The sequence below is a fragment of the Caballeronia sp. RCC_10 genome, assembly GCF_041360715.1.
Taxonomy (GTDB): Bacteria; Pseudomonadota; Gammaproteobacteria; order Burkholderiales; family Burkholderiaceae; genus Caballeronia; species Caballeronia grimmiae.
The window spans coordinates 300,926-327,415 of the sequence record NZ_JBFUPT010000005.1; the positions used below are offsets into that span (position 1 = coordinate 300,926).

At 63.9% G+C, this 26,490-nt stretch carries 23 protein-coding genes and 1 tRNA gene; 13 read left to right on the forward strand and 11 right to left on the reverse strand.

The genetic code is table 11. The features are described from left to right. Positions 1–25 precede the first annotated feature (25 nt). The 5 genes from AB6804_RS12965 to AB6804_RS12985 all read right to left on the reverse strand — a co-directional run bounded on the left by AB6804_RS12965 (position 26) and on the right by AB6804_RS12985 (position 7,098). On the reverse strand, positions 26–1,414 hold the full coding sequence (locus tag AB6804_RS12965; protein WP_370886772.1) for a hypothetical protein: 1,389 nt from the start codon (positions 1,412–1,414) through the stop codon (positions 26–28). Continuing rightward, positions 1,377–4,082 (reverse strand): DNA mismatch repair protein MutS, encoded by a 2,706-nt coding sequence (gene mutS / locus AB6804_RS12970; RefSeq protein ID WP_370886773.1) that lies wholly within the window; start codon positions 4,080–4,082, stop codon positions 1,377–1,379. The genes AB6804_RS12965 and mutS overlap by 38 nt, the downstream gene beginning before the upstream one ends. Before the next feature lie 187 nt (positions 4,083–4,269). Next, positions 4,270–4,638, reverse strand: coding sequence for a YqjD family protein (locus tag AB6804_RS12975; RefSeq protein WP_370886774.1), 369 nt, complete (start codon positions 4,636–4,638; stop codon positions 4,270–4,272). Positions 4,639–4,827: 189 nt separating this feature from the next. After that, positions 4,828–6,126, reverse strand: coding sequence for a lysophospholipid transporter LplT (gene lplT / locus AB6804_RS12980; RefSeq protein WP_370886775.1), 1,299 nt, complete (start codon positions 6,124–6,126; stop codon positions 4,828–4,830). Between the two features lie 168 nt (positions 6,127–6,294). Next, complete coding sequence (locus tag AB6804_RS12985; protein ID WP_370886776.1) at positions 6,295–7,098, reverse strand: inositol monophosphatase family protein; 804 nt, start codon at positions 7,096–7,098, stop codon at positions 6,295–6,297. 252 nt (positions 7,099–7,350) lie between these two features. Between AB6804_RS12985 and AB6804_RS12990 the strand changes: the two genes are divergently transcribed. Beyond that, a complete protein-coding gene (locus tag AB6804_RS12990; RefSeq protein WP_370886777.1) occupies positions 7,351–8,121 on the forward strand; it encodes an RNA methyltransferase in 771 nt (256 codons plus the stop codon). A 148-nt stretch (positions 8,122–8,269) separates the two neighbouring features. Further along, positions 8,270–9,064 (forward strand): serine O-acetyltransferase, encoded by a 795-nt coding sequence (cysE, locus tag AB6804_RS12995; protein WP_244794477.1) that lies wholly within the window; start codon positions 8,270–8,272, stop codon positions 9,062–9,064. Here the strand turns inward: cysE and AB6804_RS13000 are convergent. The 4 genes from AB6804_RS13000 to AB6804_RS13015 all read right to left on the reverse strand — a co-directional run bounded on the left by AB6804_RS13000 (position 9,059) and on the right by AB6804_RS13015 (position 11,931). Next, entirely contained in the window at positions 9,059–9,868 is an 810-nt protein-coding gene (locus tag AB6804_RS13000) for a UDP-2,3-diacylglucosamine diphosphatase (protein ID WP_370886778.1), read from the reverse strand. The genes cysE and AB6804_RS13000 overlap by 6 nt on opposite strands. A gap of 11 nt (positions 9,869–9,879) precedes the next feature. Then, complete coding sequence (locus AB6804_RS13005) at positions 9,880–10,371, reverse strand: peptidylprolyl isomerase (protein WP_035959415.1); 492 nt, start codon at positions 10,369–10,371, stop codon at positions 9,880–9,882. Positions 10,372–10,438: 67 nt separating this feature from the next. Beyond that, complete coding sequence (locus AB6804_RS13010; RefSeq protein ID WP_035959414.1) at positions 10,439–11,026, reverse strand: peptidylprolyl isomerase; 588 nt, start codon at positions 11,024–11,026, stop codon at positions 10,439–10,441. 116 nt (positions 11,027–11,142) lie between these two features. Further along, positions 11,143–11,931, reverse strand: coding sequence for a tetratricopeptide repeat protein (locus tag AB6804_RS13015; RefSeq protein ID WP_370886779.1), 789 nt, complete (start codon positions 11,929–11,931; stop codon positions 11,143–11,145). 422 nt (positions 11,932–12,353) lie between these two features. Between AB6804_RS13015 and cysS the strand changes: the two genes are divergently transcribed. The 7 genes from cysS (at position 12,354) to AB6804_RS13050 (ending at position 20,244) form a co-directional block, all read left to right on the forward strand. After that, a complete protein-coding gene (cysS, locus tag AB6804_RS13020) occupies positions 12,354–13,751 on the forward strand; it encodes a cysteine--tRNA ligase (protein WP_370886780.1) in 1,398 nt (465 codons plus the stop codon). Positions 13,752–13,798: 47 nt separating this feature from the next. Further along, complete coding sequence (locus AB6804_RS13025) at positions 13,799–14,839, forward strand: DNA-3-methyladenine glycosylase (RefSeq protein ID WP_370886781.1); 1,041 nt, start codon at positions 13,799–13,801, stop codon at positions 14,837–14,839. A 127-nt stretch (positions 14,840–14,966) separates the two neighbouring features. Further along, positions 14,967–15,938: an acetyl-CoA carboxylase carboxyltransferase subunit alpha gene (locus AB6804_RS13030; RefSeq protein ID WP_244794483.1), complete on the forward strand. Its 972-nt coding sequence runs from the start codon at positions 14,967–14,969 to the stop codon at positions 15,936–15,938. A gap of 28 nt (positions 15,939–15,966) precedes the next feature. Beyond that, positions 15,967–17,403: a tRNA lysidine(34) synthetase TilS gene (tilS, locus tag AB6804_RS13035; protein ID WP_370886782.1), complete on the forward strand. Its 1,437-nt coding sequence runs from the start codon at positions 15,967–15,969 to the stop codon at positions 17,401–17,403. 324 nt (positions 17,404–17,727) lie between these two features. Beyond that, the gene (locus tag AB6804_RS13040; protein WP_244794485.1) at positions 17,728–18,978 is read left to right on the forward strand and encodes an aspartate kinase; all 1,251 of its coding nucleotides are present in this window, start codon (positions 17,728–17,730) and stop codon (positions 18,976–18,978) included. A gap of 150 nt (positions 18,979–19,128) precedes the next feature. Continuing rightward, positions 19,129–19,221 (forward strand) — tRNA-Ser (locus tag AB6804_RS13045). A 522-nt stretch (positions 19,222–19,743) separates the two neighbouring features. Next, entirely contained in the window at positions 19,744–20,244 is a 501-nt protein-coding gene (locus tag AB6804_RS13050; RefSeq protein ID WP_370886783.1) for a porin family protein, read from the forward strand. Positions 20,245–20,325: 81 nt separating this feature from the next. On the opposite strand, the gene AB6804_RS13055 is transcribed toward AB6804_RS13050, so the two are convergent. Beyond that, positions 20,326–21,096: a M48 family metalloprotease gene (locus tag AB6804_RS13055; RefSeq protein ID WP_370886784.1), complete on the reverse strand. Its 771-nt coding sequence runs from the start codon at positions 21,094–21,096 to the stop codon at positions 20,326–20,328. A 352-nt stretch (positions 21,097–21,448) separates the two neighbouring features. On the opposite strand from AB6804_RS13055, the gene AB6804_RS13060 reads away from it, so the two are divergent. Continuing rightward, positions 21,449–21,787, forward strand: a complete 339-nt coding sequence (locus tag AB6804_RS13060) for a hypothetical protein (protein WP_370886785.1) — start codon at positions 21,449–21,451, stop codon at positions 21,785–21,787. A gap of 230 nt (positions 21,788–22,017) precedes the next feature. Next, positions 22,018–22,374 (forward strand): hypothetical protein, encoded by a 357-nt coding sequence (locus tag AB6804_RS13065; RefSeq protein WP_370886786.1) that lies wholly within the window; start codon positions 22,018–22,020, stop codon positions 22,372–22,374. Between the two features lie 93 nt (positions 22,375–22,467). On the opposite strand, the gene fabI is transcribed toward AB6804_RS13065, so the two are convergent. Further along, positions 22,468–23,259 (reverse strand): enoyl-ACP reductase FabI, encoded by a 792-nt coding sequence (gene fabI, locus AB6804_RS13070; RefSeq protein ID WP_370886787.1) that lies wholly within the window; start codon positions 23,257–23,259, stop codon positions 22,468–22,470. A 335-nt stretch (positions 23,260–23,594) separates the two neighbouring features. Here fabI and AB6804_RS13075 point away from each other — a divergent pair, with 335 nt between their 5' ends. Then, a complete protein-coding gene (locus AB6804_RS13075; protein ID WP_370886829.1) occupies positions 23,595–25,427 on the forward strand; it encodes an extracellular solute-binding protein in 1,833 nt (610 codons plus the stop codon). A gap of 12 nt (positions 25,428–25,439) precedes the next feature. After that, positions 25,440–26,489 (forward strand): microcin C ABC transporter permease YejB, encoded by a 1,050-nt coding sequence (locus AB6804_RS13080; protein WP_370886788.1) that lies wholly within the window; start codon positions 25,440–25,442, stop codon positions 26,487–26,489. Position 26,490 lies beyond the last annotated feature (1 nt).

A 26,490-nucleotide genomic window follows, 5' to 3' on the forward strand; every position in this document is an offset into this window, starting at 1 on the left:
AAGCGCAGCGCGAGGCTGCGCTTTTTTATTGTGCGCGACCGTTCGTATTGCCAGGCCCGGTGGGCGGCACGCTCGATGCCGGCGTCGGCAAAATCGGCGGCAGCGCCTGCGGCGGCGTGAGGATCGGTGGAAGACCGGACGCCGGCTGAATCAGCGATGGCGCAGGCGGCAACGCGTCGGGCAGATCGTGATGCAACGGCGCCGCCGCCCCCGATGCTGGCGCAGAGTACGGTGACGAGTACGGCGACGCATACGGTACCGCGTACGGATCGGCTTGCGGATCGACCGGCTCGCGTTTGCGGGCTTCGTTCGCACCGCGTGTATCGCGCACGGTCCGTCCGTCGCGCACACGCAAGCGAAACGGCGGCCGCCATCCGGCATCGGTGGATACTTCGAGCCATTGCGATTGCGGCTTCTTCAACGCGAGCGCGACGCGCGTCAGGTTCGTGACCGTCAGGCCCTTGTCGTTGCGCAGCGGCTGATCGATATGAAAGCCATTCGGCTCCGGCGCCTCCGTGCGATGAATCACGATGACCGGCCCGCGAAACGTTTCAGCCGCCTTCACGAGACTGCGCTTGAGTTCCAGAAAGCCGTCACGCGGCGGGGTCGTGCGCGAGAAGCGCAGCCACGCGAAGCGGTCGCGCCGCTCGTAACGCGCGAAGTCGGGGTCGCCCTGAAGGATGATGACGAGTGCGCGCAGTCCCGAGCGCCGCGCGGATTCCGCCGCATGCTCGAGCCAGAACGTCGTCGCGACGGCGCGGTCCTCGAACTCGCCGTTGCGCCCGCCAGCCGTCAGATAATGATTGTTCGGACTCGGCGCATTCAGGCCGATGAACGCCACGCCTTGCGCCTGCCACCGCACGATTTCACGAAACGACCGAAAGCGCGCGACGTCGCTTTCACGCGATAGCGCGAGCGGCTGTTGCCCGAGCGAATTCGCATCCGCGAAGAAGAACTGGCGCACGAAATCGAGCCGCTCGACCGGATCGTAGGCGGCGGTATGCGCGAGGCCGCAGTCGGCCCAGTCGTGTTGGCCGAGCAGCAGCACGAGCGGCGCGCGCGAGCCGTCGAGCACATCCCGGCGCGACTGATAGATGCTGTCGCGGCACGCCTCCGCGCTGCCCTTCACGTTGCCGTCGTAGACGATGAACGCCATATCGCGGTCGCGCCCGATGGCGTCGAGCATCTGGCGAACGGGCGCTTCGTCGGCGGGGCGGGCGAGCGCATCGGCGATGACGGCGAACGTGAGCGGGTCGCCGTCGTCCTGCGCATGGGTGATCGGGCATACGGCGAAGAGGAGCGTCGTCAGAATGGCGCGCACCGTCGCGCTCGCGATGCGCGACCGGCTGCGCGTCATCGCGCGCGGAGCGTTGCGCTCATCGCGACGCATCCGGCGCGGACTTCGCCAGTTCATGCAGTTCGTAGAGCAGATCGAGTGCGTCGCGCGGACGCAGATCGTTCGGATCGAGTGCACGCAGCTTTTCCAGCGCGGGATGCTCCGGCGCATCGGCTTGGGCGGGCTCGTCGGCCGCATCTTCGAATGCGTACGGCGGGCTCGCGAAAAGATCGAACTGCGCGGTCGGCTGGCTGATCGACTGCTGTTCCAGATGCACGAGATGCTTGCGCGCCGCGCGGATCACCGCTGCCGGCACGCCCGCCAATTGCGCGACCTGCAAGCCGTAGCTCTGATTCGCCGGGCCTTCGCTGACGGCATGCAGGAACACGATGCCGTGATCGTGCTCCACCGCCGAGAGATGCACGTTCGCCGCCTGGGCGAACTCCGCCGGCAGCTGCGTCAGCTCGAAATAATGCGTGGCGAAAAGCGTGTAGCAGTGATTGTGCGACAGCAGATGCCGCGCGATGGCCCACGCGAGCGCGAGGCCGTCGAACGTGGACGTGCCGCGTCCGATTTCGTCCATGAGCACGAGGCTCGATGAGCTCGCATCGTTCAGGATGGCGGCAGCTTCGGTCATCTCGACCATGAAGGTGGAGCGGCCGCCCGCGAGATCGTCCGCTGCGCCGATGCGCGTGAAGATGCGGTCGAGCTTGCCGAAGCGCGCGCGCTTCGCCGGCACGTAGCTGCCGACATACGCCAGCAGCGCGATCAGCGCGGTCTGCCGCATGAACGTGGACTTGCCGCCCATGTTCGGGCCGGTGATGAGCAACAGCTTGCGCTCGTCGCTCAGGCAGCAGTCGTTGGCGATGAACTGCTCCACCTGCGCCTCGACAACGGGATGCCGTCCCTGTTCGATATCGATGCCCGCATCCGCGGCGAACTCGGGCGCGACCCAGTCGAGCGCGCGGGCGCGTTCCGCAAGCGCGCCGAGCAAATCTAGTTCGGCGAGCGCGCTCGCGACGCGCTGGCAATCCGCGAGGAACGGCAGCAGGTTCTGAAGCAGCGCATCGTACAGCGCGCGTTCGCGCGCAAGCGCTCGCTCCTGCGCGGAGAGCGCCTTGTCTTCGAACGCCTTCAGTTCCGGCGTGATGTAGCGTTCGGCGTTCTTGAGCGTCTGACGGCGGCGATAATCGTCCGGCACCTTGTCGGTCTGCCCGCGCGTGACCTCGATATAGAAGCCGTGCACCTTGTTGTATTCGACGCGCAAGTTGCTGATGCCCGTGCGCGTGCGCTCGCGCGCTTCGAGATCGATCAGGAACTGATCGCAGTTCTCGGAAATGTCGCGCAACTCGTCGAGATCGGCGTCGTAGCCGCGCGCAATCACGCCGCCGTCGCGAATCAGCGCGGCCGGCTCCGGCGCGATCGCGCTCGTGAGCAGATGCAGGCATTCGCCAGGCGGTTCGAGCGCCTCGCCGATGCGCGTGAGCAGAGCCGGTTGCGCGGGCAGCGCGGCGACGATCGCCTGAAGATCGGGCAGGGCGGCGAAGGTATCGCGCAGGCACGACAGGTCGCGCGGACGCGCCGACAGCAGCGCGAGCCGTCCGGTAATGCGCTCGATGTCGGAAATCTTGCGTAATGCGGTGCGCAAGGCGTCGAGACCGGTCGACGATGGCGCATCGAGCAGCGCGCCGATCGCATGCTGGCGTGCTTGCGCGATCGACGCATCGCGCGGCGGATGATGCAGCCAGTGCCGCAAGAGGCGGCTGCCCATCGTCGTCGCGCAGGTGTCGAGCAGCGAATACAGCGTGGGCGATTCCGTGCCGCGCAGCGTCTCGGTCAGTTCTAGATTGCGCCGCGTTGCGGGATCGAGCCCGATGTACTCCGATTCATACTCGACCTTCAGGCTGCGCACATGGCGCAATTGCTGGCCTTGCGTCGCCGCCGCGTAGAGCAGCAGCGCGCCCGCCGCGCCGCACGCGCACGTAAGCGATTCGCCGCCGAAGCCGTCGAGGCTCGCCACATCCAGTTGTTCGCGAAGACGCGCCGCGCCCGAGCCGACGTCGAAGTGCCACGCGGGCACACGAGTAGTCGCAGCGAGCGTCGGGACGCCGAAAGTGGCCTGCACGTCGACGACCGTATCGGCGATGAGCGTCTCCGACGGGCGGATGCGCTCGAGCGCCGCCGCCACTTGCTCGGGTGCGACTTCCGCGAGTCTCAGCGCACCGCTTGCCAGATTGAGCCACGCGAGGCCGACGTTCGTCGCCACGCCGCGACGGTTATGCGCGGGGCAGAGCGCGAGCAGATAGACATCGTTTTTGTCGGAAAGAAGCGCCGCGTCGGTCAGCGTGCCGGGCGTCACCACCCGCACGACCTTGCGCTCGACCGGTCCCTTCGACGTGGCGGGATCGCCGATCTGCTCGCAGATCGCGACGGATTCGCCGAGCTTCACCAGCTTCGCCAGATACTGCTCGCACGAATGATGCGGCACGCCCGCCATGCGGATCGGATTGCCGCCCGATGCGCCGCGCTGCGTGAGCGTGAGATCGAGCAGGCGCGCGGCTTTCTCGGCGTCATCGAAGAACAGCTCGTAGAAATCGCCCATGCGATAGAAAACGAGCGTGCCGGGATGATCCGCCTTGATGCGAAGGTATTGCTGCATCATCGGCGTGTGCTGCGAGAAATCCGCAGCAAGCGCGGGTGCGGCCGATGCCGGAAGAGAGTCGGGAGTTGCCGTGTGATTGCCCATCTTGCGTGCGGTAAAAGCGAATGGACCGAACGCGGCGTGCGTTCAGCCGCGGGTCAGCCAATAGTGCAAGAGTTTAACCTGTCGGGGTTGAGGGAAGGAGGCGGCCAGGAGGGATAGGCCGAATCGCGAAGCGAAGCGGGGCCATCGAACGATGACCCCGGCATGTGACAGTCGAGCGCCGCTGCGATCAGGCGCGGCCCGCCAGAAAGCCGATCAGGAGCGCAAGCCCCGCGACCGCGCCGAGCGTGTGCCACGGCTTGTCGTGCACGAACTCATCGGCGTAGCCGGCTGCATCGCCGAAGCGGTCGGTAATCGCGGAACCCGCGCCGTCCATTTGCGAGCGCGCGTACTTCAGCTTCGATTGCAATTGCTTGCGCAGCTTGTCGGAGTCGATGTCCTTCGCGCTGTGGAGCGAATCTTCCAGCTCATCGAGAAAGCTGCGCAACTGGTCGCTGGCCGAATCGACGACATCGCTCGCCCCGCGCACCGCGCGCTGGCCGACGTCGGCTGCGCCATTGATTTTGCTATCGAGCGTCGAACGTGTGAACAATCCCATTTTCATGCTCCTTTATTGACGTGCCGAAGAATGGCAGCGCATTCAATCGCGCGCTGCCTGCGCATCATGCGCTGATTCATCCTCTCGTTCACTGCTTGTTACGACTTCGACTCGTCCGCCATCGTTCCCTCCCTCTGTCGCGAATCGGGCGGCCCGAGGCGATGAACCGATACCACATCGAAGCAAGCTTCATTCCTCGGCGAGCGCGCCCAGGTCGACTTCGCGTTCGTTCTGCGTGTGGCGGCGCATCGCCAGCGCCATCATGCCGCAGACGAACACGCCGAAAATCACGATGATCCACTGCACCGGGACCTTTTCCGTCAGCAGCAGCGCGTAGGAGCCGAGCATCGCGAGCACGGCGAGGTTCTGATTGAAGTTCTGCACCGCGATCGAATGGCCGGCGGAAAGCAGCGTCGCGCCGCGATGCTGAAGGATCGCGTTCATCGGCACGATGAAGAAGCCCGACAGGCCGCCCAGCGCGATCATCAGCGGATAGGCCATCAGAATGTACGCGGGCATGAACACCGGCCCGGCATGCAGGCCTGCGCCCGCCGGAAACAGGTCTTTGTTGTAGAAGGCCATCGCCACCGCAACTGCGCCGATCAGCACGCCGACCGGCAACACCTTGAGCGACTGCCGCAGCACGATCCACGCCGACGCCGCCGCTGCGCCTAGCGCAATGCCAACGCCCGTCACGCCCTGCAGCACCGCCGCCTTCGAGAGCGACAGCCCGAGATTCGCGTCGGCCCACTTGAGCACGAGCAGTTGCAGCGTGACGGCTGCGCCCCAGAGCAGCGTGGTCACCCATAGCGCGATCTGCGCGAGCTTGTCGCGCCACAGCACCTTGAAGCAGTGGGAGAAATCGTGAACGAGGCGCGTCGGCTGCATGAGCAGGTTCGGATAGCGCGCGCCCGTATCGGGGATGAACGCATTGATGACCGCCGCCGATGCGTAGATCACCATCACGGCGAACATCGCGGCGTGCGCGGCGGTGCTCACGAACGGCACGTGCGCATGCTCGACCCAGCGGCCGACGACCTGACTCACGAGCGCGCCGCCGATCACGGTGCCGAGAATTGTCGAGCCGACCGTCGCGGATTCGAGCCACGCGTTCGCCGGAATCAGCTTCTCCGGCGGCAGCAGCTCGGTGAGGATGCCGTACTTCGCGGGCGAATACGCAGCCGCGCCGAGGCCGACCACGCCATACGCGATCATCGGATGCACGCCCGCGATCATCAGCGCGCAGCCGCCCGCCTTGAGCGCGTTGGAGATGAACATCACGTGGCGCTTTTGCAGGGCGTCGGCGAATGCACCGACGAAGGGCGCGAGCACCACGTACGAGATGGTGAAGAAGATTTGCAGCAGCGGCGTGACCCAGGGCGCCGATCGCACGACGGCGAGCATCGCGATGGCCGCGATGAGAAGCGCGTTATCGGCGAGCGACGAAACGAACTGCGCGGCGATGATCGTGTAGAAGCCTTTTTTCATGTCGGGCGGGAGGCTGGGGCGCGGCGAGGAAGAGCGGAAGGGCAGAACGTACGGCGGTCTTGCATCGAGCGGGCAAGTACGGGAAGCGGACAGCGGACGGCGCTGCGTCAGGCGTGAAGCAGCGCGTCGATTGGAGCTGGGGCGCGCCCGGCGCCCCGTGAAGCGGTGTTATTCGCCGGTCAGACGCGTGCGCGAGTACATGTCGAGAATCTTGACCATCTGCGCGTAGACTTTCGGATTAGCCGCGACGATCTCGTTCTTGAACAGGAAGTCCGATTCGCCCGTGTAGTTGCCGACGAGCCCGCCCGCTTCGGTCACGATCAGGCTGCCCGCCGCGACGTCCCACGGATGAATACCTTGCTCGAAGAAGCCGTCGAGGCGTCCGGCCGCGACGTTCGCGAGATCCAGCGCGGCGGCGCCGGGGCGGCGCAGCCCGGCGCACGACAGCGTCATTTCGCTGAAAAGGCGCATATAGGCGTTGAGGCCCTGGCCGTCGCGAAACGGAAAGCCGGTGCCGATGAGCGCATCCGACAGGCGATCGAGCTTGCCGACGCGTATGCGCCGCTCGTTCAGATACGCGCCGCGCCCGCGCGATGCGGTGAAGAGATCGTTGCGCGTCGGATCGTAGACGACGGCCTGCGTCGGGATGCCCCGGTGCACGAGCGCGATCGACACGCAGTAATACGGAAAGCCGTGGATGAAATTAGTGGTGCCGTCGAGCGGATCGATGATCCACTGATACTCGGACTCGCGTTCGTCCGCGCCGGATTCTTCGGCGAGGATCGAATGATCGGGATAGGCGGTGCGCAGCGTCTCGATGATCGCGGCTTCGGACGCCTTGTCGACTTCCGTCACGAAGTCGTTGTGCTGCTTCTTGCTGACCTGGAGTCGATCCAGGTCGAGCGACGCGCGGTTGATGATCTGTCCGGCGCGGCGCGCGGCCTTGACAGCGATATTGAGCATCGGTTGCATGAGCGAAATCCTTTGACCGCCGCGTGCTTTGCAATGGCGCGGGCGATGAAGTTGGCGACAACGACTATGTCGACGAAAGACGAATTGAATAAGAGCGGGGCGCTCGCGGACCACAACGCGGTCACGGCGCGAACGGAGCATTTTACCCGAAGCCGGATGTTTCCGATTGCCGCGAGCGGCGGCCGGGCTTCGGGATAAGATAGCCGATTCCCCGCTTCAGTTTTCTCGCAACCCTTCAGCAGAATCCGCGCCTTGGACTCCAATCAACTTTCTTCTCCCGCCGGCGGCTTCACGTCAACGCGGTTCATCCTCGTCGAGCCGAGTCATCCGGGCAATGTCGGCGCAGCGGCGCGCGCGCTCAAGACGATGGGCTTCTCGCGCCTCGTGCTCGTCGCGCCGCGCGTCGCGGACGTCAAGAACGAGCCGGAAGCCATCGCGATGGCGAGCGGCGCCGACGATGTCCTCGCCGGCGCGCACGTCGTCGATACGCTCGCGGAAGCGCTCGTCGGCGTGCGCTGGTCCGTGGCGCTGACGGCGCGCACGCGCGAATACGGACCGCCGCACATGCCGCCGCGTGCCGTCGCGCAGCGCGCGCATGAATTCGTGCGGCACGGCGACATCGCCCTCGTGTTCGGCAACGAGCGCACGGGCCTCTCCAACGCCGACGTCGAGCGATGCAGCGCGCTGGCGCACATCCCGGCCAATCCGGCATATAGCTCGCTGAATCTCGCGCAAGCGGTGCAGGTGCTTGCCTACGAACTGCGCATCGCGTTTCAGGATGCCGCGCCTGCGCCGTCGCTCGCGGCACCGGCGCAGCAGAGCGCATCGAGCGATGAAATCGAGGGCATGTACGCGCACCTCGAAGAGGCGCTCGTTGCGCTGGAGTTTCTCGATCCCGCCAATCCCAAGAAGCTGATGTCGCGCGTACGGCGGCTGTTCGCGCGCTCGGGGCTGGAACACGAGGAAGTGAACATCCTGCGCGGCATCGCGAAACACATTCTCTTGCGGGCGAACAAGGACTGAGGCAGACCGCGCTGTCAGCGGGGGCATCGGGCGCGGTTCGCGCGCTCGTCCTACAATCGGCGAAAACGGCATGCCGATATAAGCATTGCGCTTAGTCTGCTTAAGCCATCGGCGCAGCAGCGCCCCTTCCCCCGACCGAGAGTCCGACATGTTCGACCGAATCCGCGAAGACATTGCCGCCATCCGCGAGCGCGATCCCGCCGCACGCAGTGTGCTCGAAGTGGTCACGTGTTATCCGGGACTGCATGCGATCGTGCTGCATCGCTTTGCGAACGCGTGCTGGCGGCGCGGCTGGCGCTGGTCGGGGCGCTTCGTATCGCAGATGGGGCGCTTTCTGACCGGCATCGAAATTCATCCGGGCGCGACGCTCGGACGGCGCGTGTTCATCGATCACGGCATGGGCGTGGTGATCGGCGAAACGGCGGAAATCGGCGACGACTGCACGATCTATCAGGGCGTCACGCTCGGCGGCACGTCGCTCACGCGCGGGGCGAAGCGGCATCCGACGCTCGAGCGCGGCGTGATCGTCGGCGCGGGCGCGAAGGTGCTCGGCAGCTTTACCGTCGGCGCGAATGCGAAGATCGGCTCGAACGCGGTCGTCGTGAAGCCGGTGCCGGCGGGCGGCACCGCGGTCGGCAATCCGGCGCGCATCGTGATGCCCGCGGTGCCGAAGCCGAAGACCGATGCTCGCGACGGCTTCTGCGCCTACGGCATCACGCCGAACGCCGACGATCCGGTGTCTCTCGCGATTCACGGCCTGATCGATCACGCGTCGAAGCAGTCGCTGCGCACCGATGAAATCGTCGCCGCGCTGGAGCGGCTCGGCGCGCGCGTGGAGGCGCTGCACGGCGTGGAAGGCGTGGATGGCGCGACGCTCGTCGACCTGAAGCGCATGTGCTCCGCGATGGACGGCGAAACGCGCGGCGTCGAGCGTCAGTTATAGAGGCAGCGCGCGCACGCCATTCGCGTCGACGCGCAGGTAACCGCCGCGCGGCTCGTCGATATCGAGTTCCCAGTCGGGCAGCACCCAGCGCACGCCATCGGCTTCGCGATGCATCGCCGGGCGATGCGTATGGCCGTGAATCATCGTGTGTGTGCGGCTCTGCGCGAACAGTGACGCGACGGCGGGACGCGTCACGTCGTATTTCGCCGATGCCTCGTGCGTTCGCGCGCCTTCGCTCGTCATTCTCATGCGTTGGCCGATTGCAAGCCGGGTGCTAAGCGGCAGCGCGAGAAAGAGGCGCTGCGCGATGCCGTTGCGCGCGAAACGGCGAAAGCGCTGATAACCGGTGTCGTCGGTGCAGAGGGCGTCGCCGTGAGCGAGCACGATGCGCGTGCCGAACGCGGTCATCGTGAAGGGATCGGGCAGCGGCATCGCGCCGGCTTCCTTCATGAAGCGCCTGCCCAGCAGAAAGTCGCGATTGCCGTGCATCACGTATAGCGCGATGCCGCGCTCGGACAGCGTGTGCAGCAGCCTCGTCATGCGGCGCGCAAAGCGGCCGCGCTCGTCGGTGATGGCGGGATCGAGCACGTCGTCGCCGATCCAGAATTCGAAAAGATCCCCGAGGATGAAAACCGAGTCGGCCTCGTTCGCCGTCACCTCGATGAAATGCTCGAACGCGGCGACCGTGTTCGGTATCGCCTCGCTCAAGTGCAGGTCCGAAATGAAAAACAGCGGGCGCGCGTCATGCGCTGCGCCCGCTGCTTCCTGTTCCGTTTCGCGACCGAAAGACTTCGACTCGATCATGCGATGGGAAGTCAGACCACGACGGCCTTTTCGATCACGACATCATCGACCGGCACGTCCTGATGGAAGCCCTTCGAGCCGGTCCGGACCTTCTTGATCTTTTCGACGACATCCATGCCTTCGACGACCTTGCCGAACACGGTGTAGCCCCAGCCCTGCGGCGTCGGCGACGAGTGGTTCAGGAAGTCGTTGTCCTTCACGTTGATGAAGAACTGCGCGGTCGCCGAGTGCGGATCGTTGGTGCGCGCCATCGCGATCGTGCCGTTGTCGTTCGTGAGGCCGTTGTTCGCTTCGTTGTTGATCGGCGCGTCCGTCGGCTTCTGGTTCATGCCCGGCTCGAAGCCGCCGCCCTGGATCATGAAGCCGTCGATCACGCGATGGAACACCGTGTTGTCGTAGTGGCCCTTCTTCACGTAGTTGAGGAAGTTCTCGACCGTCTTCGGCGCTTTTTCCGCGTCGAGTTCGAGCTTGATGACGCCGTGGTTCGTATGCAGTTCGACCATGTGTTTTCTCCGGTGTGTTCGGTTGTAGTTGGGCGGCGCGCGAGGGCACGCCGCCAGGATATTCGCGTTACTGCGAGACCACCGTTGCCGACTCGATCACGGTCGGCTTCTGCGGCACGTCGGCCATCGGGCCGCGCGTGGTGGTCGGGCTGCCTTCGATCTTCTTCACGACATCCATGCCTGCGACGACCTTGCCGAACACGGCATAGCCGTTGCCGTCCGGGTTCGGATAGTCGAGGCCCGCATTATCGACCGTATTGATGAAGAATTGGGCCGTGGCCGAGTCCGGGTTGCTGGTGCGCGCCATCGCGATCGTGCCGGTGGCGTTCTTCAGGCCGCTGCGGCTTTCGAGCGGAATCGGCGCGCGGGTCGGCTTCTCGGCGAAGCTCGTGTTGTAGCCGCCGCCCTGAATCATGAAGCCCGGAATGACGCGATGAAAGATCGTGCCGCTGTACTGTCCGGACTTCACGTAGGCGAGAAAGTTCTCGACGGTCTTCGGCGCCTTCTCGGGATAAAGCTCGACGCGGATGTCGCCTTGCGAAGTTTTGAAGAGCACGTTCGGATGCGCGGCCTGCGCGGGTTGCCCGGGTTGAGCAAAGGCGGGGGCGGTCGCGATCAGGGCGGCGCCGGAAAGCGCCAACATCAGCAATTTCATGAAGGTTCGATCCTCGGGTGATGAATGCAAAGCGTCAACCGCGACGGCGTGCGTGAAATGCCACCGCGCGAAGACTACAGCTTAACTCCTGCGCAGGCGGGTTCGGCTTGTCCGTGTCACGGCTGCGGATTCGGCGCGACATACGGCGACGTCGGCAACGAGCCGCTCGATCCGCCGAAGGGCGAGTAACTGTCGGGCGATGGCATCGTCGACGAATTCTCGCCTTGCGTCGGCGTCCATTCATCCGATGGCACGCGCGGCGCCGATGCGGCCTGAGCGCCGGAAGCCGCGCTCGCGGCACGCTTCTTCGGCGGCGGCGTGATGATGTTCTGGATGCCCGCAACCCGCTGGCGCGTGAGCGGGCTCGTCGAGCCGAGCGACTGCGCGCGCTTGTACGATTCGCTCGCGAGCCGAAGGTACAGATCGCCGAGATTGTCATAGGCAAGCGCGTAGCCGGGGTTCGCCTTCACCGCCGTTTCCAGCGCGACGCGCGCATCTTCATAGCGGCCCTTCTTCGCGTAGAGCGCGGCCAGATTGTTGTACGGCTCGGGCAGTTCCGGGTAGGCCTGCGTCAGCTCGGTGAACGCGGTGATGGCTTCGTCGTCGCGATTCAGGCGGGCGAGCACCGTCGCGCGCTTGAACTTCGCCTGCACGTCGCGCGGATTCGTCGCGATGCGCGCATCCAGTTGCTTGAGCGCGGCGTTCCAGTCCTTGCCGGCGATGGACGCATCGATTTCCGGCGTGCCGTCCGCCGTCGCCGACGAAACCTGCGCAAGCGCCGCCGTCGACGCGCCGAAGCACGCGGCTACGCCGATGACGGCAACGGCCGCGGCGCGCGAAAGCGTCGCGCGAAAGGCATCGCGGGAACGAACTGAAGCCCGCAGGCGGGAAACTTGCGAAGACATGCGCGCTTGAGCGTGAGTCAATTGGAATCGGGTCAAGGAATGGAGCGGGAAGAGAAGGGGAGTCAAGCGCGAAACGCCACTCGAAACACGATGCACTGCGAGGGCTTCAGCCTGGCTCGCGGCATGACTGGCAACGCCCGTCGTGCGGCCGCTTGGAGATTTCATAGGCTCGAGTCCGAGTGTTATACTCCGACCCATTCTAACAAAAGGTCCGCCCGTTCCGCGCACGCCTTGCACGCCATGTTTCACACGTGGTCGCGCGTTGCCAACGCCGGACTCTCTTTGCCACTCGTGGCCGTCTCCGTCCTGGTCGACTGACCGTCGTGTTCGCGCTCGCGTGTGCGTGTCATCCGTTCCCGCCAGCATCGAGCACGTCACCTCGTCGACAACGCACGGGTGCTCCGGTACACGCACTGCCCTCTATGAATTCGCTGCGCATCTACAACACGCTCGCGCGTGACAAGCAACCCTTTACGCCGCTTCGCCCCGGCGAGGTACGCATGTACGTCTGCGGAATGACCGTCTATGACTACTGTCACATCGGTCATGCGCGCGTGATGGTCGTGTTCGATGTCGTGCAGCGATGGCTGCGCACGATCGGCTACAAGGTCACGTTCGTGCAGAACATCACGGACGTCGATGACAAGATCATTCGCCGCGCCGTCGAGAACAACGAGCCGATCAAGTCGCTCACGCAGCGCTTCATCCAGGCGATGCACGAAGACGCCGATGCACTCGGCGTCGCGCGTCCGGATCTCGAGCCGCGCGCCACCGACTACATTCCGCAGATGCTCGGCATGATCGATGCGTTGCAGGCGAACGGCTACGCGTATCACGCGAAGGACGGCGACGTGAATTACGCGGTGCGCAAGTTCGCGGGCTACGGCAAGCTCTCGGGCAAGTCGCTCGAAGACCTGCGCGCGGGCGAGCGCGTTGCTGCGAACGATGCCAAGGAAGACCCGCTCGACTTCGTGTTGTGGAAGCATTCGAAGGAGGGCGAGCCTGCCGATTCAGGCTGGGACTCGAAGTGGGGACGCGGCCGTCCGGGATGGCATATCGAATGTTCGGCGATGGCCTGCACCTTGCTCGGCGAACAGTTCGACATTCACGGCGGCGGTCAGGACCTGCAGTTTCCGCATCACGAGAACGAGATTGCGCAGAGCGAAGGCGCGACCGGCAAGACCTTCGTGAACTACTGGATGCATAACGGCTTCGTGCAGATCGACAGCGAGAAGATGTCGAAGTCGCTCGGCAACTTCTTCACGATCCGTGAAGTGCTGGCCAAGTTCGATGCCGAGGTCGTGCGCTTTTTCATCGCGCGTGCGCACTATCGTTCGCCGCTCAACTACAGCGACGTGCATATCGACGATGCAAGGAACGCCTTGACTCGCCTATATACCGCGCTGAAAGATGTCGAGCCGGACAATCAGCAACTTGACTGGAATGAGGCGAACGCGCAGCGTTTCCAGTCTGCGATGAACGACGACTTCAACACGCCAGTGGCCGTGTCCGTGCTGTTCGATCTCGCAAGCGAAGTGAACCGCACGCGCGAGCCGGCGCTCGCTCGCCAGCTGAGGGGTCTGGGCCAGGTGCTCGGGCTTCTTGGGCGTGAGCCGCGTGCGTTCCTGCAACAGGCGGCGGGCACGGAGGCAGCGGACGGACTGTCGCCGCAGGAGATCGAAGCGAAGATCGCCGAGCGCACCGCCGCCAAGCAGGCGAAAGATTATGCCGAAGCAGACCGGATTCGTGCCGCATTGCTCGAAGCCGGTATTGCGCTTGAAGACAAACCGGGTGGGTCGACCGAATGGCGCCGCGTGTGATCGCGAACCTTCGAACCCTCTGATCGACTCGCCAGGCAGGAGGCAAGATGGCAACGGCCAGGAAGACGCCGGTCAAGCGACCCGCGTCAGGAAGCGCCGCGTCGCCCGCAACGAAGCGCGCGCGCGGTGCGCAACCGGAATCGACGACGCAGAAGAGCAATGGTGCAACGACGGCGACGGCTCGCAAGACCGCGGCCAAGCGCGCGATCTCGCTGCGTGCGGCGAGCGACAGCGTAAGCAGCGCGCGGCGCGGCAACGGCGAGGATGTATCCGCGCGTGCGTCGAAGCCGCGCACCGTGGAAGCGGAAGCGCAGCCGGCGAAGGGCAATGGCCGCGCTGTCGCGGCCGATGCCGCCAACGCACAGGCGCTCGTCGCCGACACGGAGCACGGCGAAGTCGTGCGCAAGTCGCGCGTCGTCACGGCGGATGTCGAGGTATCGGTTCAAGTCGGCGGCCTGACGCGCGAAGCCACGCGTCCTGACTATTGGGACAAGGCATGCGCCGATCTGATGAAGCGCGATCGTATCCTCAAGAAACTGATTCCGAAGTTCGGCGAGATCCATCTCGTCAATCTCGGCGATCCCTTCTCGACGCTCGCACGGTCGGTTGCAGGACAGCAGATTTCGGTGAAAGCCGCGCAAGCCATCTGGGAGCGCGTGAAGACCGCGTGTCCCGAAGTCGTCCCCGCGCAGTTCATCAAGCTTGGGCCGGAGAAGCTTCAGGCGTGCGGACTGTCGAAGCGCAAGACCGAGTACATCCTGGATCTCGCGCAACATTTCGTGTCGGGCGTGCTGCATGTCGATACGTGGGCGTCGATGGACGACGAAGCCGTCATCGCCGAGCTGACGCAGATTCGCGGCATCGGCCGATGGACGGCGGAGATGTTCCTCATCTTCAATCTGTCGCGCCCGGACGTCCTGCCGCTCGATGACTTGGGCCTGATCCAGGCGATCAGCGTCAATTACTTCAGCGGCGAACCCGTCACGCGCAGCGAAGCGCGCGAAGTCGCGGCGAACTGGGAGCCGTGGCGCACGGTTGCGACCTGGTACATGTGGCGCAGCCTCAACCCGATTCCCGCAGACCACTGATTTCACACAGCAATTAGCGCGCTATCGTTGCTTTATAATCGATAGCTTCCGCGCGTATTTATCAGGGACGGACGCGGTTAGAATAGACGCCCCTGCGCCCTGCCCGTTGTTCCTAGGACTCGAACACATGAAGACCACGTTTCTGGATTTCGAGCAGCCGATCGCTGAACTCGAAGCGAAGATCGAAGAACTCCGCTTCGTTCAGGACGATTCCGCTGTCGACATCTCGGAAGAAATCGAGCGGCTCTCCAAGAAGAGCCAGCAGCTCACGAAGGATCTCTACGCCAACCTGTCTCCGTGGCAGGTTTCGCAGATCGCGCGTCACCCGCAGCGTCCGTACACGCTCGACTACGTGAACGAGCTTTTCACCGACTTCCACGAACTGCATGGGGATCGTTCATTCGCCGATGACCTCGCGATCGTCGGCGGCTTCGCGCGTTTCAACGGCCAGCCGTGCATGGTGATCGGCCATCAGAAGGGCCGCGACACGAAAGAGCGGGCGCTGCGCAACTTCGGCATGCCGCGTCCGGAAGGCTATCGCAAGGCCGAGCGGCTCATGCGTCTCGCCGAGAAGTTCGGCATGCCGATCTTCACGTTCGTCGATACGCCGGGCGCGTATCCGGGCATCGGCGCGGAAGAGCGCGGACAGTCGGAAGCGATCGGACGCAATCTTTACGTGATGGCGGAACTCAAGACGCCGATCATTACGACGATCATCGGCGAAGGCGGTTCGGGCGGCGCGCTGGCCATCGCCGTCGCCGATACGGTGATGATGCTGCAATTCTCCACATACTCCGTGATCTCGCCGGAAGGCTGCGCGTCCATTCTGTGGAAGAGCGCGGCGAAAGCGCCCGAAGCGGCCGAAGCGCTCGGTTTGACGGCGCATCGCCTGAAGGCTCTCGGGCTCATCGACAAGATCGTGAACGAGCCGCTCGGCGGCGCGCATCGCGATCCGAAGGGCATGGCCGCGATGCTGCGGCGTGCGCTCGCGGATTCGCTGCGCCAATTTCAGGGCATGAGCGTGCAGGAATTGCGCGATCGCCGTTTCGACAAGCTGATGGCCTACGGCAAGTTCAAGGAATCGCTGCCCGGCGCATGAGCGGGCCTTCGCTCTTTCACGTCTCCTCGTGATCTTCGATACCGACACCCCGGCCGGCCGCCTCGTTCTCGAGGCGGTGCGCGCTGCGGTGTCGGATGCCGCGCTGCCCTCCGATGCGCGGCTCGCCGTCGCACTGAGCGGCGGTCTCGATTCCACTGTTCTCGTCGATGCCGCCGTGCGCTGTTTCGGCGCGCCGCGCGTCGTGGCGCTGCACGTTCATCACGGCCTGAGCCCGAACGCCGATGCGTGGGCCGCACATTGCGCCGCCTTCGCTGCGTCGCTCGAAGTGCGGCATGCGTCGCGGCACGTCGAGGTGATGCGTTCGGGCGGCCAGAGCCTCGAAGCCGCCGCCCGCGATGCGCGTTACCGCGCGCTCGACGACATGTGCGATGAAGCGGGCGCGTCGGCGCTGCTGATTGCGCATCATGCCGACGATCAGGCCGAGACGGTGCTGCTGCAATTGTTGCGCGGCGCGGGCGTCGCGGGTCTGGCCGCGATGGCCCCGCAGCGTCTCGATGGCGCGACGCCGCGCCTGCGTCCGCTGTTGCGGCTCTTGCGTGCGCAACTGGAGCAGTACGCGCACGAGCGCGATCTCACCTGGATCGACGACGAGTCCAACGCCGACACCCGGTACGCGCGCAATGCGCTGCGGCATGACGTGCTGCCGGTGCTCGCCGTGCATTTCCCCGGCTTCCGCGATGCGCTCGCGCGCACGGCGTCGCATGCGGCTTCGGCGCAGCGGCTGCTGGATGACCTCGCGCTCATCGACTTTGATACGGCGCGCGGCGACGAAGAGGGCGCGCTCGCGCTCGATGCGCTGCTTGCACTCGACGACGAACGCGCGATCAATCTGCTGCGTTACTGGATGCGCGTATGCGGCTTGCCGGCGGCATCGACGGCGCGCAGCGCGGATATTCTGCGCCAGCTTCGGCACGCAGCGCGTGCGCGCGATGGTCACGCGTTGCGCGTCGATCACGCGGGGCAGTGCCTGCGGGTGTATCGCAATGCGTTGTTCTGGGAGCAGGGCGATAGCGCCGACGCGCCCGATCTCGACCAGGGCGCGGCCATTGCGCGAGCGCCCGGCGAGTTGCGCTGGCAAGGCGATGAAGTCTGGCGCTTGCCGCAATGGCGCGGATCGTTCGTGTTCGAGCGCGTCGATGCGCCCGGCGCCGATGTGATCGCGGAAGGTTTGCTGCGCGCGGCGCCGCTCGTCGCGCGTGCGCGGGCGGGCGGCGAGCGCATGCGCCTCGCGGCGGATGCGCCGAGCCGCACGCTCAAGAACCTGTTTCAGGAGCGCGGCGTGCCGGCGTGGAAACGCGACGTGCCGTTGCTCTTCATCCGCGATGCGCTGCTGTTCGTGCCGTGCATCGGCGTGAATCGTGAAGTCGCGCCGGAGATCGGACCGGAAAGCGCGAACGCTCCGCTACGCCGCATCGTGTGGCGGCCCGACCTGTTGCTGGCCTGAAGCGGCGACGTTGCGCGCGAGCCGGTAAAATGGCCTTCGCAAGCGTGCAATCTTGTAATTTCGGCCTCGATCGGGTACCGTAGCTCGCTTGCCCGCCACGCGCTTTGCGCAGCATCTCCGTTCAAAAGACGCGAAGTTCGCCTGCAAACGCGCGCCCTTGACGCACCTCTTGAGCACACTTGCGTGAGTTCTGACCGCAAGGCGGGCATGCGGCGGCATCCCGCGTATCGTTGCTGGCTTCATCCATCCCCGAAGCGGTCAAGCAACGCACAGCACCTTGCATTGAGCGCGTCAGCGCGTGTTTCCCTTCTGTTCAAAACGACAATGGCACTCATCGTACACAAATACGGCGGCACTTCGATGGGCTCGGTCGAGCGCATCAAGAACGTCGCCAAGCGCGTCGCCAAATGGCACAAGGCCGGCCACAAGATGGTCGTCGTGCCGTCGGCGATGTCCGGCGAAACGAATCGCTTGCTCGGCCTTGCAAAAGACATCACGGCGAACCCGGACCCGCGCGAACTCGACATGATTGCCTCCACGGGCGAGCAGGTCAGCGTCGGCCTTCTGGCCATCGCGCTGCACGCCGAAGGTCTCGACGCCGTGAGTTATGCCGGCTGGCAAGTTCCGATCAAGACGGACAGCGCGTTCACGAAGGCGCGCATCAGCGAAATCGACGGTGAGCGCGTGCTCAACGATCTCGACGCGGGCAAGGTCGTGGTCATCACGGGCTTCCAGGGCGTCGATCCGGAAGGGCACATCGCGACGCTCGGACGCGGCGGCTCGGATACGTCGGCGGTCGCGATCGCGGCGGCGCTGAAGGCCGACGAATGCCTCATCTACACGGACGTGGACGGCGTCTATACGACCGACCCGCGCGTCGTCGACGATGCGCGCCGGCTCGACCGCGTGACCTTCGAAGAGATGCTGGAGATGGCGAGTCTCGGCTCGAAGGTCCTGCAAATCCGCTCGGTGGAATTCGCCGGCAAGTATCAGGTGAAGACGCGTGTGCTTTCCAGCCTGACCGACCCGCTGATGGCGCTCGAGGAAGAGATGCACTCGGGCACCCTGATTACTTTTGAAGAAGACGAGAACATGGAAAAAGCAGTGATTTCTGGCATCGCGTTCCAGCGCGACGAAGCGCGCATCGCGGTCATGGGCGTGCCCGACAAGCCGGGCGTCGCGTATCAGATTCTCGGGCCGGTGGCCGATGCGAACATCGACATCGACATGATCATTCAGAACCAGAGCGTGAACGGCAAGACCGACTTCACGTTCACGGTCGGCCGCGGCGACTATCAGCGCGCACTCGAAATCCTGAACGGTCAGGTCAAGGGCCACGTGCAGGCGGAGACGGTGCTGGGCGATCCGAAGGTGTCGAAGGTGTCGGTGGTGGGCGTCGGCATGCGTTCGCACGTGGGCATCGCGAGCACGATGTTCCGCACGCTGTCGGAAGAGGGCATCAACATCCAGATGATCTCGACTTCTGAAATCAAGATCTCGGTGCTGATCGACGAGAAATACACCGAGCTGGCAGTGCGCGCGCTGCACAAGGCGTTCGAGCTGGATCGCGCGTAAGAAGCGCGGGCGTTTGCTCCGGTGGTCGGCGGCGGGAACATTCGTGGTCGATCCATTGGAAAAAATCGTCATGTGAATTTGACCACTGCCGGGGAACACGCTATTATCTCGATCTCGTTGCACTGCACTCCCGGTGCGACGAAAAGTTTGGGAGACGTGGCCGAGAGGTCGAAGGCACTCCCCTGCTAAGGGAGCATCTGGCTAAAAACTGGATCGAGGGTTCGAATCCCTCCGTCTCCGCCAGTGGTAGGAAGAAAAGCCCCGTAAGGTTTGCGCCTTGCGGGGCTTTTTGTTTGGGCGATTCATTCGGCACCTTGGTAGCCAACGTGGCAATTGCGGCATGGCTTTCCGCACGACGGAGCGACGATTCCCTCGAGAACGCAAGGCGCAGCACTTCTGCGCGTCTGCCGAAGGTTCGCCGTACTGACGGAACGTTCGCGCGGCTGCGCACGTCGTAGCGTCGCGACTCGCTCGCGATCGAACCGGACGCTGACGATTCCGCGCGATATTCATTCTGTCATGCTAAGTAATCTCAACCGGCGCACGCACTTTGAAGTCGCACGTTCATTCCGCAAGAACAGCACATCCCCAACGCCGACTCTGCGCCTTTTTGTTACTGCCTCGTTTCCGCCTGCCCGCTTTAAGACAAATCCGCTTCCGAAGTTGACTGTTGGAACCTAATCTCGCGCGTTGCTGTTTCTTCAGCAATCAAACGCAACGGCAGGCAAGACCGATGCACCGAGCAACAACGAGGTTCCAAACATCATGGCAAGTCTAAGAGAATTCGTCGCGCCGCTCATTATCCTGGCGCTGGGCGCGGTGACCGCACAAGCAAGCGAATTCGCTGGCCCGTACGCGGGCGCGAAGCTCGGAATCAACTGGTCGGATGCAACCGGCCGTCACTATCAAACCGACACGCATACGACGTTCTTCCCCGGCATCACGGCCGGATATAACTTCGATGTGGAACGCTTCGTGATTGGCGTGGAAGGCTTCGCCGACTTCCACGGCGGCTCGACCACCAAGAATGACGCGGGCATCGACGCCAAGTTCGGTATGCCGGTTCAGCAGAACATCATGCCGTATGCGCGCATCGGTTTCACGGGCACGTGGCCGGATACGCGCCTGCACTATGGCGCGGGCGTCGAGTACAAGTTCCACAAGAACTGGAGCGTGGCCGGCGAGTACACGGGCGATACCGCGAGCTACGATCAGGGACATCGTCGCAACGATAGCCTGACTGTCGGCGTGCATTATTTCTTCTGATTGCCGACGTCTTGCGTCGGGAGCGTTGCCGCCCGCGACGCGCGTCACCGGCGGCAACGCTGCCGCCGGTCGACACTCCGCTTACTTGCCCGAAGCAATGCGCTCTTCGATGTGCTTCGCACGCGAAGGCGACGACGGGTGCGAACTCAGCATGCTCGACTTGCCGCCGTCCAGCGCCGCCAGCTTCTGGAACGCCGTCACCAGACCGGCCGGGTTGTAGCCCTTCTTCTTCTGCTGATCGAACGAGTAGTCGTCCGCGGCGCTTTCCTGCGACTGGGAGAACTGCGCGTTGACGAACTTCTCCGACAGATCGCCGAGTTGCGAAGCCGACAGGCTGGCGACCGTGCCGCCCGCCGCCGATGCCACCGAGCGCGCCGCCGACGTCGCGTAGGCGACCTGCATCGCCTTCTTCGTATGGCCAAGCGCCACGTGCCCCATCTCGTGGCCCACGACGCCGCGCACTTCGTCGTCGTTCATCAGGTCCATCAGGCCGCTATATACGCGCACGCAGCCATTGGCCATCGCCCACGCATTGACGTCCTTCGTCATGTACACCTTGTAGTTGACCGGCACGCCGTTGATGTTGTCGCCCAGTTGCTTCGAAATGCGGTTCAGGCGCTGCGTGTACTGGCTTGATGCCGGCGCAATTTTGTTCTCAGTGTCCATTTGCGCGCAGGACTTGTCGGAGAGACCGCGGACATCGCTGTCGCTCAGCGTGAGCGCGGAGGTGGCCAGTTGGCCCGACTGCAGAAGCGTGTCGGGATTCAGATTGGCCACGCTGCCGCACGATGCGAGCGTGAAAACGGCGCATGCAGCTGCGCTTGCGGTCAATGCCAGACGGGTGAATTTCATGGTCTGCCCTAGGTTGTGAGCTGTTGTGGTAGTCAATCCGCAAACGTCGCGGACGGGCGCAATGCTCAATGGGAGTCGTGCCGTAAGCTATCCGACAATTCCGATTTTGCTGACCGAAAGCGATGCCAAGCTAGCAGCGAACCTGAATCAGTCGCACACGGGGAGTGAAATCGATGAGCCACGGCGAAATCGCATCAGCGCGGCGTTTGAGAAACGCGATACTTTAGCGTTATCTTACATTTTCGCAAGATTCAGACTCGGTAATAGGACGTTACCAAGTCGAACACTCGTCGCGCCGTTCTTCGATATAGTCCACTCGACACAACCAACACCCATCGAGGTAAGGCTTTACATGAACAAGGTATCGAAGGCTTCCGTCGCTTACGCGCTGGTCATCGGCGGTCTGATGTCCACCGGTGCGGCGATGGCGGGAGTTTCCGTAGGCGTGAACATCGGGGTTCCGGCGCCTGTGTACGTCGCGCCCGCGCCCATGTACGCGCCGCCTCCGCCGCCCGTCGTTTATGCGCCGCCTCCCGCGCCGATGTATGCGCAGCCGGCCATCGTCATTGGCTGGCATGGCGATCGTTATTACGACGGACGTCGTTACTGGGATCGCGATGACTGGTATCGGCACAACGGTCGTGGCCATGCTTACGGGCATGAGAATCACGGGCATCACGGCTGGCATTGATCCCCGCGAGACGACAAAGAAAAACCACCCATGCGGGTGGTTTTTTCTTTCTGCGGCGCGGTCAACGCAGTGTGCGCGACCGTTGGCCTGTGGCGACAGAATGTAACAAAAGGTAAGCTTTCCTCTGACGTAACGTCAGAACACGAAAGAACTTACAAAGCTGAAATATCCGCTCGAAAGCCTTTCGTTATATTTCCTTTACGCCAACACCAATAACGAGGTCCCTATCCATGAAAGCCAAACTTACGGGGCGCATCCTCGCAGCCGCACTGAGTATCGTCGCGAGCGCCGCCGTCAGCACGGCACAAGCGGCGGATGTCCACGTGGGCGTCAATATCGGCACGCCCGCGCCGGTGTATGTCGTGCCGACGCCGGTCTATGCGCCGCCTCCGCCGCCCGTTGTCTATCAGGCAGCGCCGCCTCTGTTCATCGGATGGCACGACGACCGGTACTGGGACGGCCGGCGCTACTGGAGCCGCGGCGACTGGGAGCGGCATCACGGTCACGGCAGGGGGCATGACAAACACGGTCATGGCAACGGCAACGGGCATGGCAACGGGCACGGCAACGGGCACGGACACCACTGAGCGACGGCGCCTGGCGCCAGCGCATGAACGGCAAAAGGGCCGCTTCCGTAAGGAAAGCAGCCCTTTTGTTTTTAGCGGTGGCGTAGAAAAAACTTACTCGCTGATGCCCGCCATCCCGCCGACGACCGCGTGGAAGCCGGAATCGACGTGGACGATCTCCGCGCTCACGCCGCCCGCCAGATCCGACAGCAGGAACGCAGCGACATTGCCCACTTGCTCGATGGTCACGTTGCGCTTGAGCGGCGCGTTATCTTCGACGAAGTCGAGAATCTTGCCAAAGCCCTTGATACCGCTCGCCGCGAGCGTCTTGATCGGGCCGGCCGAGATGCCGTTCACGCGCACGCCCTTTTCGCCGAGCGATGCCGCCAGATAGCGCACGCTCGCCTCAAGCGACGCCTTGGCGAGGCCCATCGTGTTGTAGTTCGGAATCGCGCGTTCCGCGCCGAGATAGCTCAACGTGAGCAAGGACGCGCTGTCCGACAACATCGAGTGCGCCGCCTTGGCCAGTGCCGGGAAGCTGTACGCGGAGATGTCGTGGGCGATGCGGAAGTTCTCCCGCGTCATGCCGTCGAGGAAATTGCCTGCGATCGCCTCGCGCGGCGCGAAGCCGATGGAATGCACGAGACCGTCGAGCGTGCCCCAGCGTTCCTTGAGCGACGCGAAGAGGGCGTCGATTTCCTCGTCGCTGGCGACGTCACACGGATAGACCATGTCGCTGCCGAACTCCGTTGCGAATTCGGTGATGCGGTCCTTGAATCGCTCGCCGACATACGTGAACGCCAGTTCCGCGCCTTCACGCTTGCAGGCTTCCGCGATGCCATAAGCGATCGAGCGGTTCGACAGCAAGCCGGTCAGCAGAATTCGTTTTCCAGCGAGAAAGCCCATGAATGCTCCTTGAATGTCAATGTCACGCGAGGCGCGCGGCGCGGCTCGATTGCGGTCGCGTCGTGCGTGCTTTGCGCAGGGTGCTGAGCGCATCGGTCCGAGGGGCGGGCAAGCATCGTGCTCACGCCTGCCATGCGCCCGAACCCGACGGCGTTTTGATTGGGTAGAATTCTCTCACATCGACACTGCGGTCCGGCTTTCTTGAAGCCTTCTTCACGGCCTTGCACGCCGCGTTTTCATCGCGCCGGGGCCTCTACCGATTTCGCAGGGAACGTATGACCGGGCTGACGACGTCCGCCAAGCCGATCGCATCATCGCCCGTCTGGAGCAAGTGCATGGCGCTCGCGCTGGCGGCGTGGATCGCCTGGCATCCGGGCGGTCCGGCGCACGCGGCGCATGCCATCGCTCAATACGGCGACCCCAAATATCCGCCCGGTTTCAAGCACTTCGATTACGTCAATCCCGACGCGCCCCGCGACGGCACGCTGGTGCTCGCGAATCCCAACCGCCTCACGAGCTTCGACAAGTTCAATCCGTTCACGCTGCGCGGCAATCCCGCGCCCGGCCTCGGGCTGATGTTCGAAAGCCTGACGACAGGCAGTTCCGACGAAGTCGCGAGCGCGTATTGCCTCCTTGCCGACGATATCGCCGTCGCGCCCGATGGTCTTTCGACGACCTTCCACATCAATCCGAAGGCGCGCTTCACGAATGGCGATGCGGTCACCGCGGAAGACGTCAAGTTCTCGTTCGAAACGCTCAAGAGTCCGAAAGCCGCGCCGCAGTTTTCGGTGTACTTCGGGCAGATTGCGCGCGCGGTCGTGGTCGACCGGCTCACGATTCGCTTCGAATTCAAGGTCGCGACGCGCGAAATGCCGCTGCTCGCCGGCGGAATTCCGGTGTTCTCGCGCAAATGGGGCCTGCGCCCGGACGGCACGCGCATTCCGTTCGATCAACTCGCGTTCGAGAAGCCGATCGGGAGCGGCGACTATCTGATCGACAGGTTCGACAACGGCCGCACGATCACCTACAAACGCGACCCGAATTACTGGGGCGCGTCGCTGCCAGTGCGCGTCGGCACGCACAACTTCGCGCGCATCGATTACAAGCTTTATTCCGATGCGACCGCGCGGCTCGAAGCATTCAAGGCGGGCGAATACGACGTGCTCGTCGAAAACGTCGCGCGAAGCTGGGTGCGAAGAGACATCGGCAAGCGCTTCGATAGCGGCGAACTGATCAAGCGCGAGTTTCCGCATCACAACGGCACCGGCATGCAAGGCTTCTTCATGAACCTGCGGCGGCCGCTTTTCAAGGACGTCCGCGTGCGTCAGGCGCTCGATCTCGCGCTCGACTTCGAATGGCTCAATCGCCAGTTGTTCTTCAATCAGTACAAGCGGACCGACAGCTTTTTCGTGAATACCGATCTGCAGGCGAAGGGCACGCCGAGCGAAGGCGAACTCGCGATCCTCGAACCGCTGCGCAAGAAGCTCGATCCGGCCGTCTTCGGCGAGATGCCGAAGCAGCCGGACACCGATCCGCCCGGCTCGCTGCGGGCGAACCTCATCAAGGCGCGCGAGTTGCTGGCGCAGGCGGGATGGACGTATCGCGATGGCGCGCTGCGTAACGTAAAGGGCCAGCCGTTCGTCTTCGAGATACTCGACGATACGGGCGGCGGGGCGTCGATGGAGCCGGTCGCCGCCGCGTTCGGCCGCAATCTGCAAAAGCTCGGCATCACGATGAATTTCCGCACCGTCGATTACGCGCTGATTCAGAAGCGCCTCGACGCGTTCGATTTCGACATGACGAGCGTGCGTCTGCCCGACGTGCAGGTGCCCGGCACCGAGCAGGTCTCGCGTTTTGCGAGCAAGCATGCGGACGAGCAAGGCTCCGACAATCTTGCGGGCGTGAAGTCGCCGGCCATCGATGCGATCCTGCACAAGGTCGTCGGTGCGCAGACGCGCGAGCAGCTCGTCGACGCGACGCATGCGCTCGATCGCGTGCTGATGCACGGCTACTATGTGGTGCCGCACTGGTACTCGGCGACGCACCGCGTTGCGTATCGCAATACGCTCGGGTATCCGTCGACGCTGCCGCTCTATTACGCGGCGGACGAGTGGGTGCTGTCGACGTGGTGGAAGCAGCCCGCTCGCGCCAGCAGCGCGGCCAAGTAGAGGACGAAGAGCATGTGGAACTACATCGCAAAGCGCATTCTGTTGATGATCCCGACGCTCATCGGCGTGCTCACGCTCACGTTCGTTGTGATCCAGTTCGTGCCGGGCGGGCCGGTCGAGCAGGCCGTGCATGATTTGCGGCGCGGCAATGCGGAAGGCGGAGGCGGTGGCGGGGGCTTCGGCATGCGCACGCATACCGGCGTCGATGCGCAACAGATTGCACAACTGAAGGCGCTGTACGGCTTCGACAAGCCGCCGCTCGAACGTTACTTGTCGATGCTCGGCAGGTTCGCGCGCTTCGATCTCGGCGAAAGCTACTTCCGGCATCAGAGCGTATGGTCGCTGATCGTATCGAAGCTGCCGGTGTCGATCAGCATCGGCTTATGGACATTCTTCATCACCTATCTGATATCGGTGCCGCTCGGCATCGCGAAGGCGGTGAGAAACGGCTCGCGCTTTGATGTCGCGACGAGCCTCATCGTGCTGATCGGCTTCGCGATTCCGGGTTTCGTGCTCGGCGTGTTGCTGCTCGTGCTGTTCGGCGGCGGCACGTTCCTGCAACTGTTTCCGCTGCGCAATCTGACTTCGGATAACTGGGCGACGCTCTCGCTCGGCGGAAAGATCGTCGATTATCTGTGGCACATCACCTTGCCGGTGGTGGCGTCGGTGGTCGGCAGTTTCGCCATCGTCACGATGCTCACGAAGAACGCCTTCCTCGACGAAATCCGCAAGCAGTATGTGTTGACCGCGCGCGCCAAAGGGTTGTCGGAGCGGCGCGTGCTGTGGAAGCACGTGTTTCGCAACGCGCTGCTGCCGCTGATCGTCGGTTTCCCGGCGGCGTTCATCGGCGCGTTCTTCACGGGCAGTCTGCTGATCGAAACGCTGTTTTCGCTCGACGGCCTCGGGCTGCTTTCGTACGAATCGGTCGTGCGGCGCGATTATCCGGTCGTGCTCGGCACGCTCTATCTCTTCACGCTGATCGGGCTGGCGACGAAGCTCATCTCGGACCTCTGTTACGTCTGGGTCGATCCGCGCATTCAATTCGAGCAACTGGAGCGCTGAC

Excerpts from the sequence above, each read along its gene's own strand:
- AB6804_RS12985 (WP_370886776.1), bottom strand. The coding sequence starts at position 7,098 with ATGCAACCGATGCTCAATATCGCTGTCAAGGCCGCGCGCCGCGCCGGA.
- AB6804_RS13030 (WP_244794483.1), top strand. The coding sequence starts at position 14,967 with ATGAAGACCACGTTTCTGGATTTCGAGCAGCCGATCGCTGAACTCGAA.
- mutS (WP_370886773.1), bottom strand. The coding sequence starts at position 4,082 with ATGGGCAATCACACGGCAACTCCCGACTCTCTTCCGGCATCGGCCGCA.
- cysE (WP_244794477.1), top strand. The coding sequence starts at position 8,270 with ATGTTCGACCGAATCCGCGAAGACATTGCCGCCATCCGCGAGCGCGAT.
- fabI (WP_370886787.1), bottom strand. The coding sequence starts at position 23,259 with ATGGGCTTTCTCGCTGGAAAACGAATTCTGCTGACCGGCTTGCTGTCG.
- AB6804_RS13015 (WP_370886779.1), bottom strand. The coding sequence starts at position 11,931 with ATGTCTTCGCAAGTTTCCCGCCTGCGGGCTTCAGTTCGTTCCCGCGAT.
- AB6804_RS13000 (WP_370886778.1), bottom strand. The coding sequence starts at position 9,868 with ATGATCGAGTCGAAGTCTTTCGGTCGCGAAACGGAACAGGAAGCAGCG.
- AB6804_RS13005 (WP_035959415.1), bottom strand. The coding sequence starts at position 10,371 with ATGGTCGAACTGCATACGAACCACGGCGTCATCAAGCTCGAACTCGAC.
- AB6804_RS13080 (WP_370886788.1), top strand. The coding sequence starts at position 25,440 with ATGTGGAACTACATCGCAAAGCGCATTCTGTTGATGATCCCGACGCTC.
- AB6804_RS13060 (WP_370886785.1), top strand. The coding sequence starts at position 21,449 with ATGAACAAGGTATCGAAGGCTTCCGTCGCTTACGCGCTGGTCATCGGC.
- AB6804_RS13065 (WP_370886786.1), top strand. The coding sequence starts at position 22,018 with ATGAAAGCCAAACTTACGGGGCGCATCCTCGCAGCCGCACTGAGTATC.
- AB6804_RS13050 (WP_370886783.1), top strand. The coding sequence starts at position 19,744 with ATGGCAAGTCTAAGAGAATTCGTCGCGCCGCTCATTATCCTGGCGCTG.
- AB6804_RS13010 (WP_035959414.1), bottom strand. The coding sequence starts at position 11,026 with ATGAAATTGCTGATGTTGGCGCTTTCCGGCGCCGCCCTGATCGCGACC.
- lplT (WP_370886775.1), bottom strand. The coding sequence starts at position 6,126 with ATGAAAAAAGGCTTCTACACGATCATCGCCGCGCAGTTCGTTTCGTCG.
- AB6804_RS13040 (WP_244794485.1), top strand. The coding sequence starts at position 17,728 with ATGGCACTCATCGTACACAAATACGGCGGCACTTCGATGGGCTCGGTC.
- AB6804_RS13055 (WP_370886784.1), bottom strand. The coding sequence starts at position 21,096 with ATGAAATTCACCCGTCTGGCATTGACCGCAAGCGCAGCTGCATGCGCC.
- AB6804_RS13075 (WP_370886829.1), top strand. The coding sequence starts at position 23,595 with ATGGCGCTCGCGCTGGCGGCGTGGATCGCCTGGCATCCGGGCGGTCCG.
- AB6804_RS12975 (WP_370886774.1), bottom strand. The coding sequence starts at position 4,638 with ATGGGATTGTTCACACGTTCGACGCTCGATAGCAAAATCAATGGCGCA.
- AB6804_RS13025 (WP_370886781.1), top strand. The coding sequence starts at position 13,799 with ATGGCAACGGCCAGGAAGACGCCGGTCAAGCGACCCGCGTCAGGAAGC.
- AB6804_RS12965 (WP_370886772.1), bottom strand. The coding sequence starts at position 1,414 with ATGAACTGGCGAAGTCCGCGCCGGATGCGTCGCGATGAGCGCAACGCT.
- cysS (WP_370886780.1), top strand. The coding sequence starts at position 12,354 with ATGAATTCGCTGCGCATCTACAACACGCTCGCGCGTGACAAGCAACCC.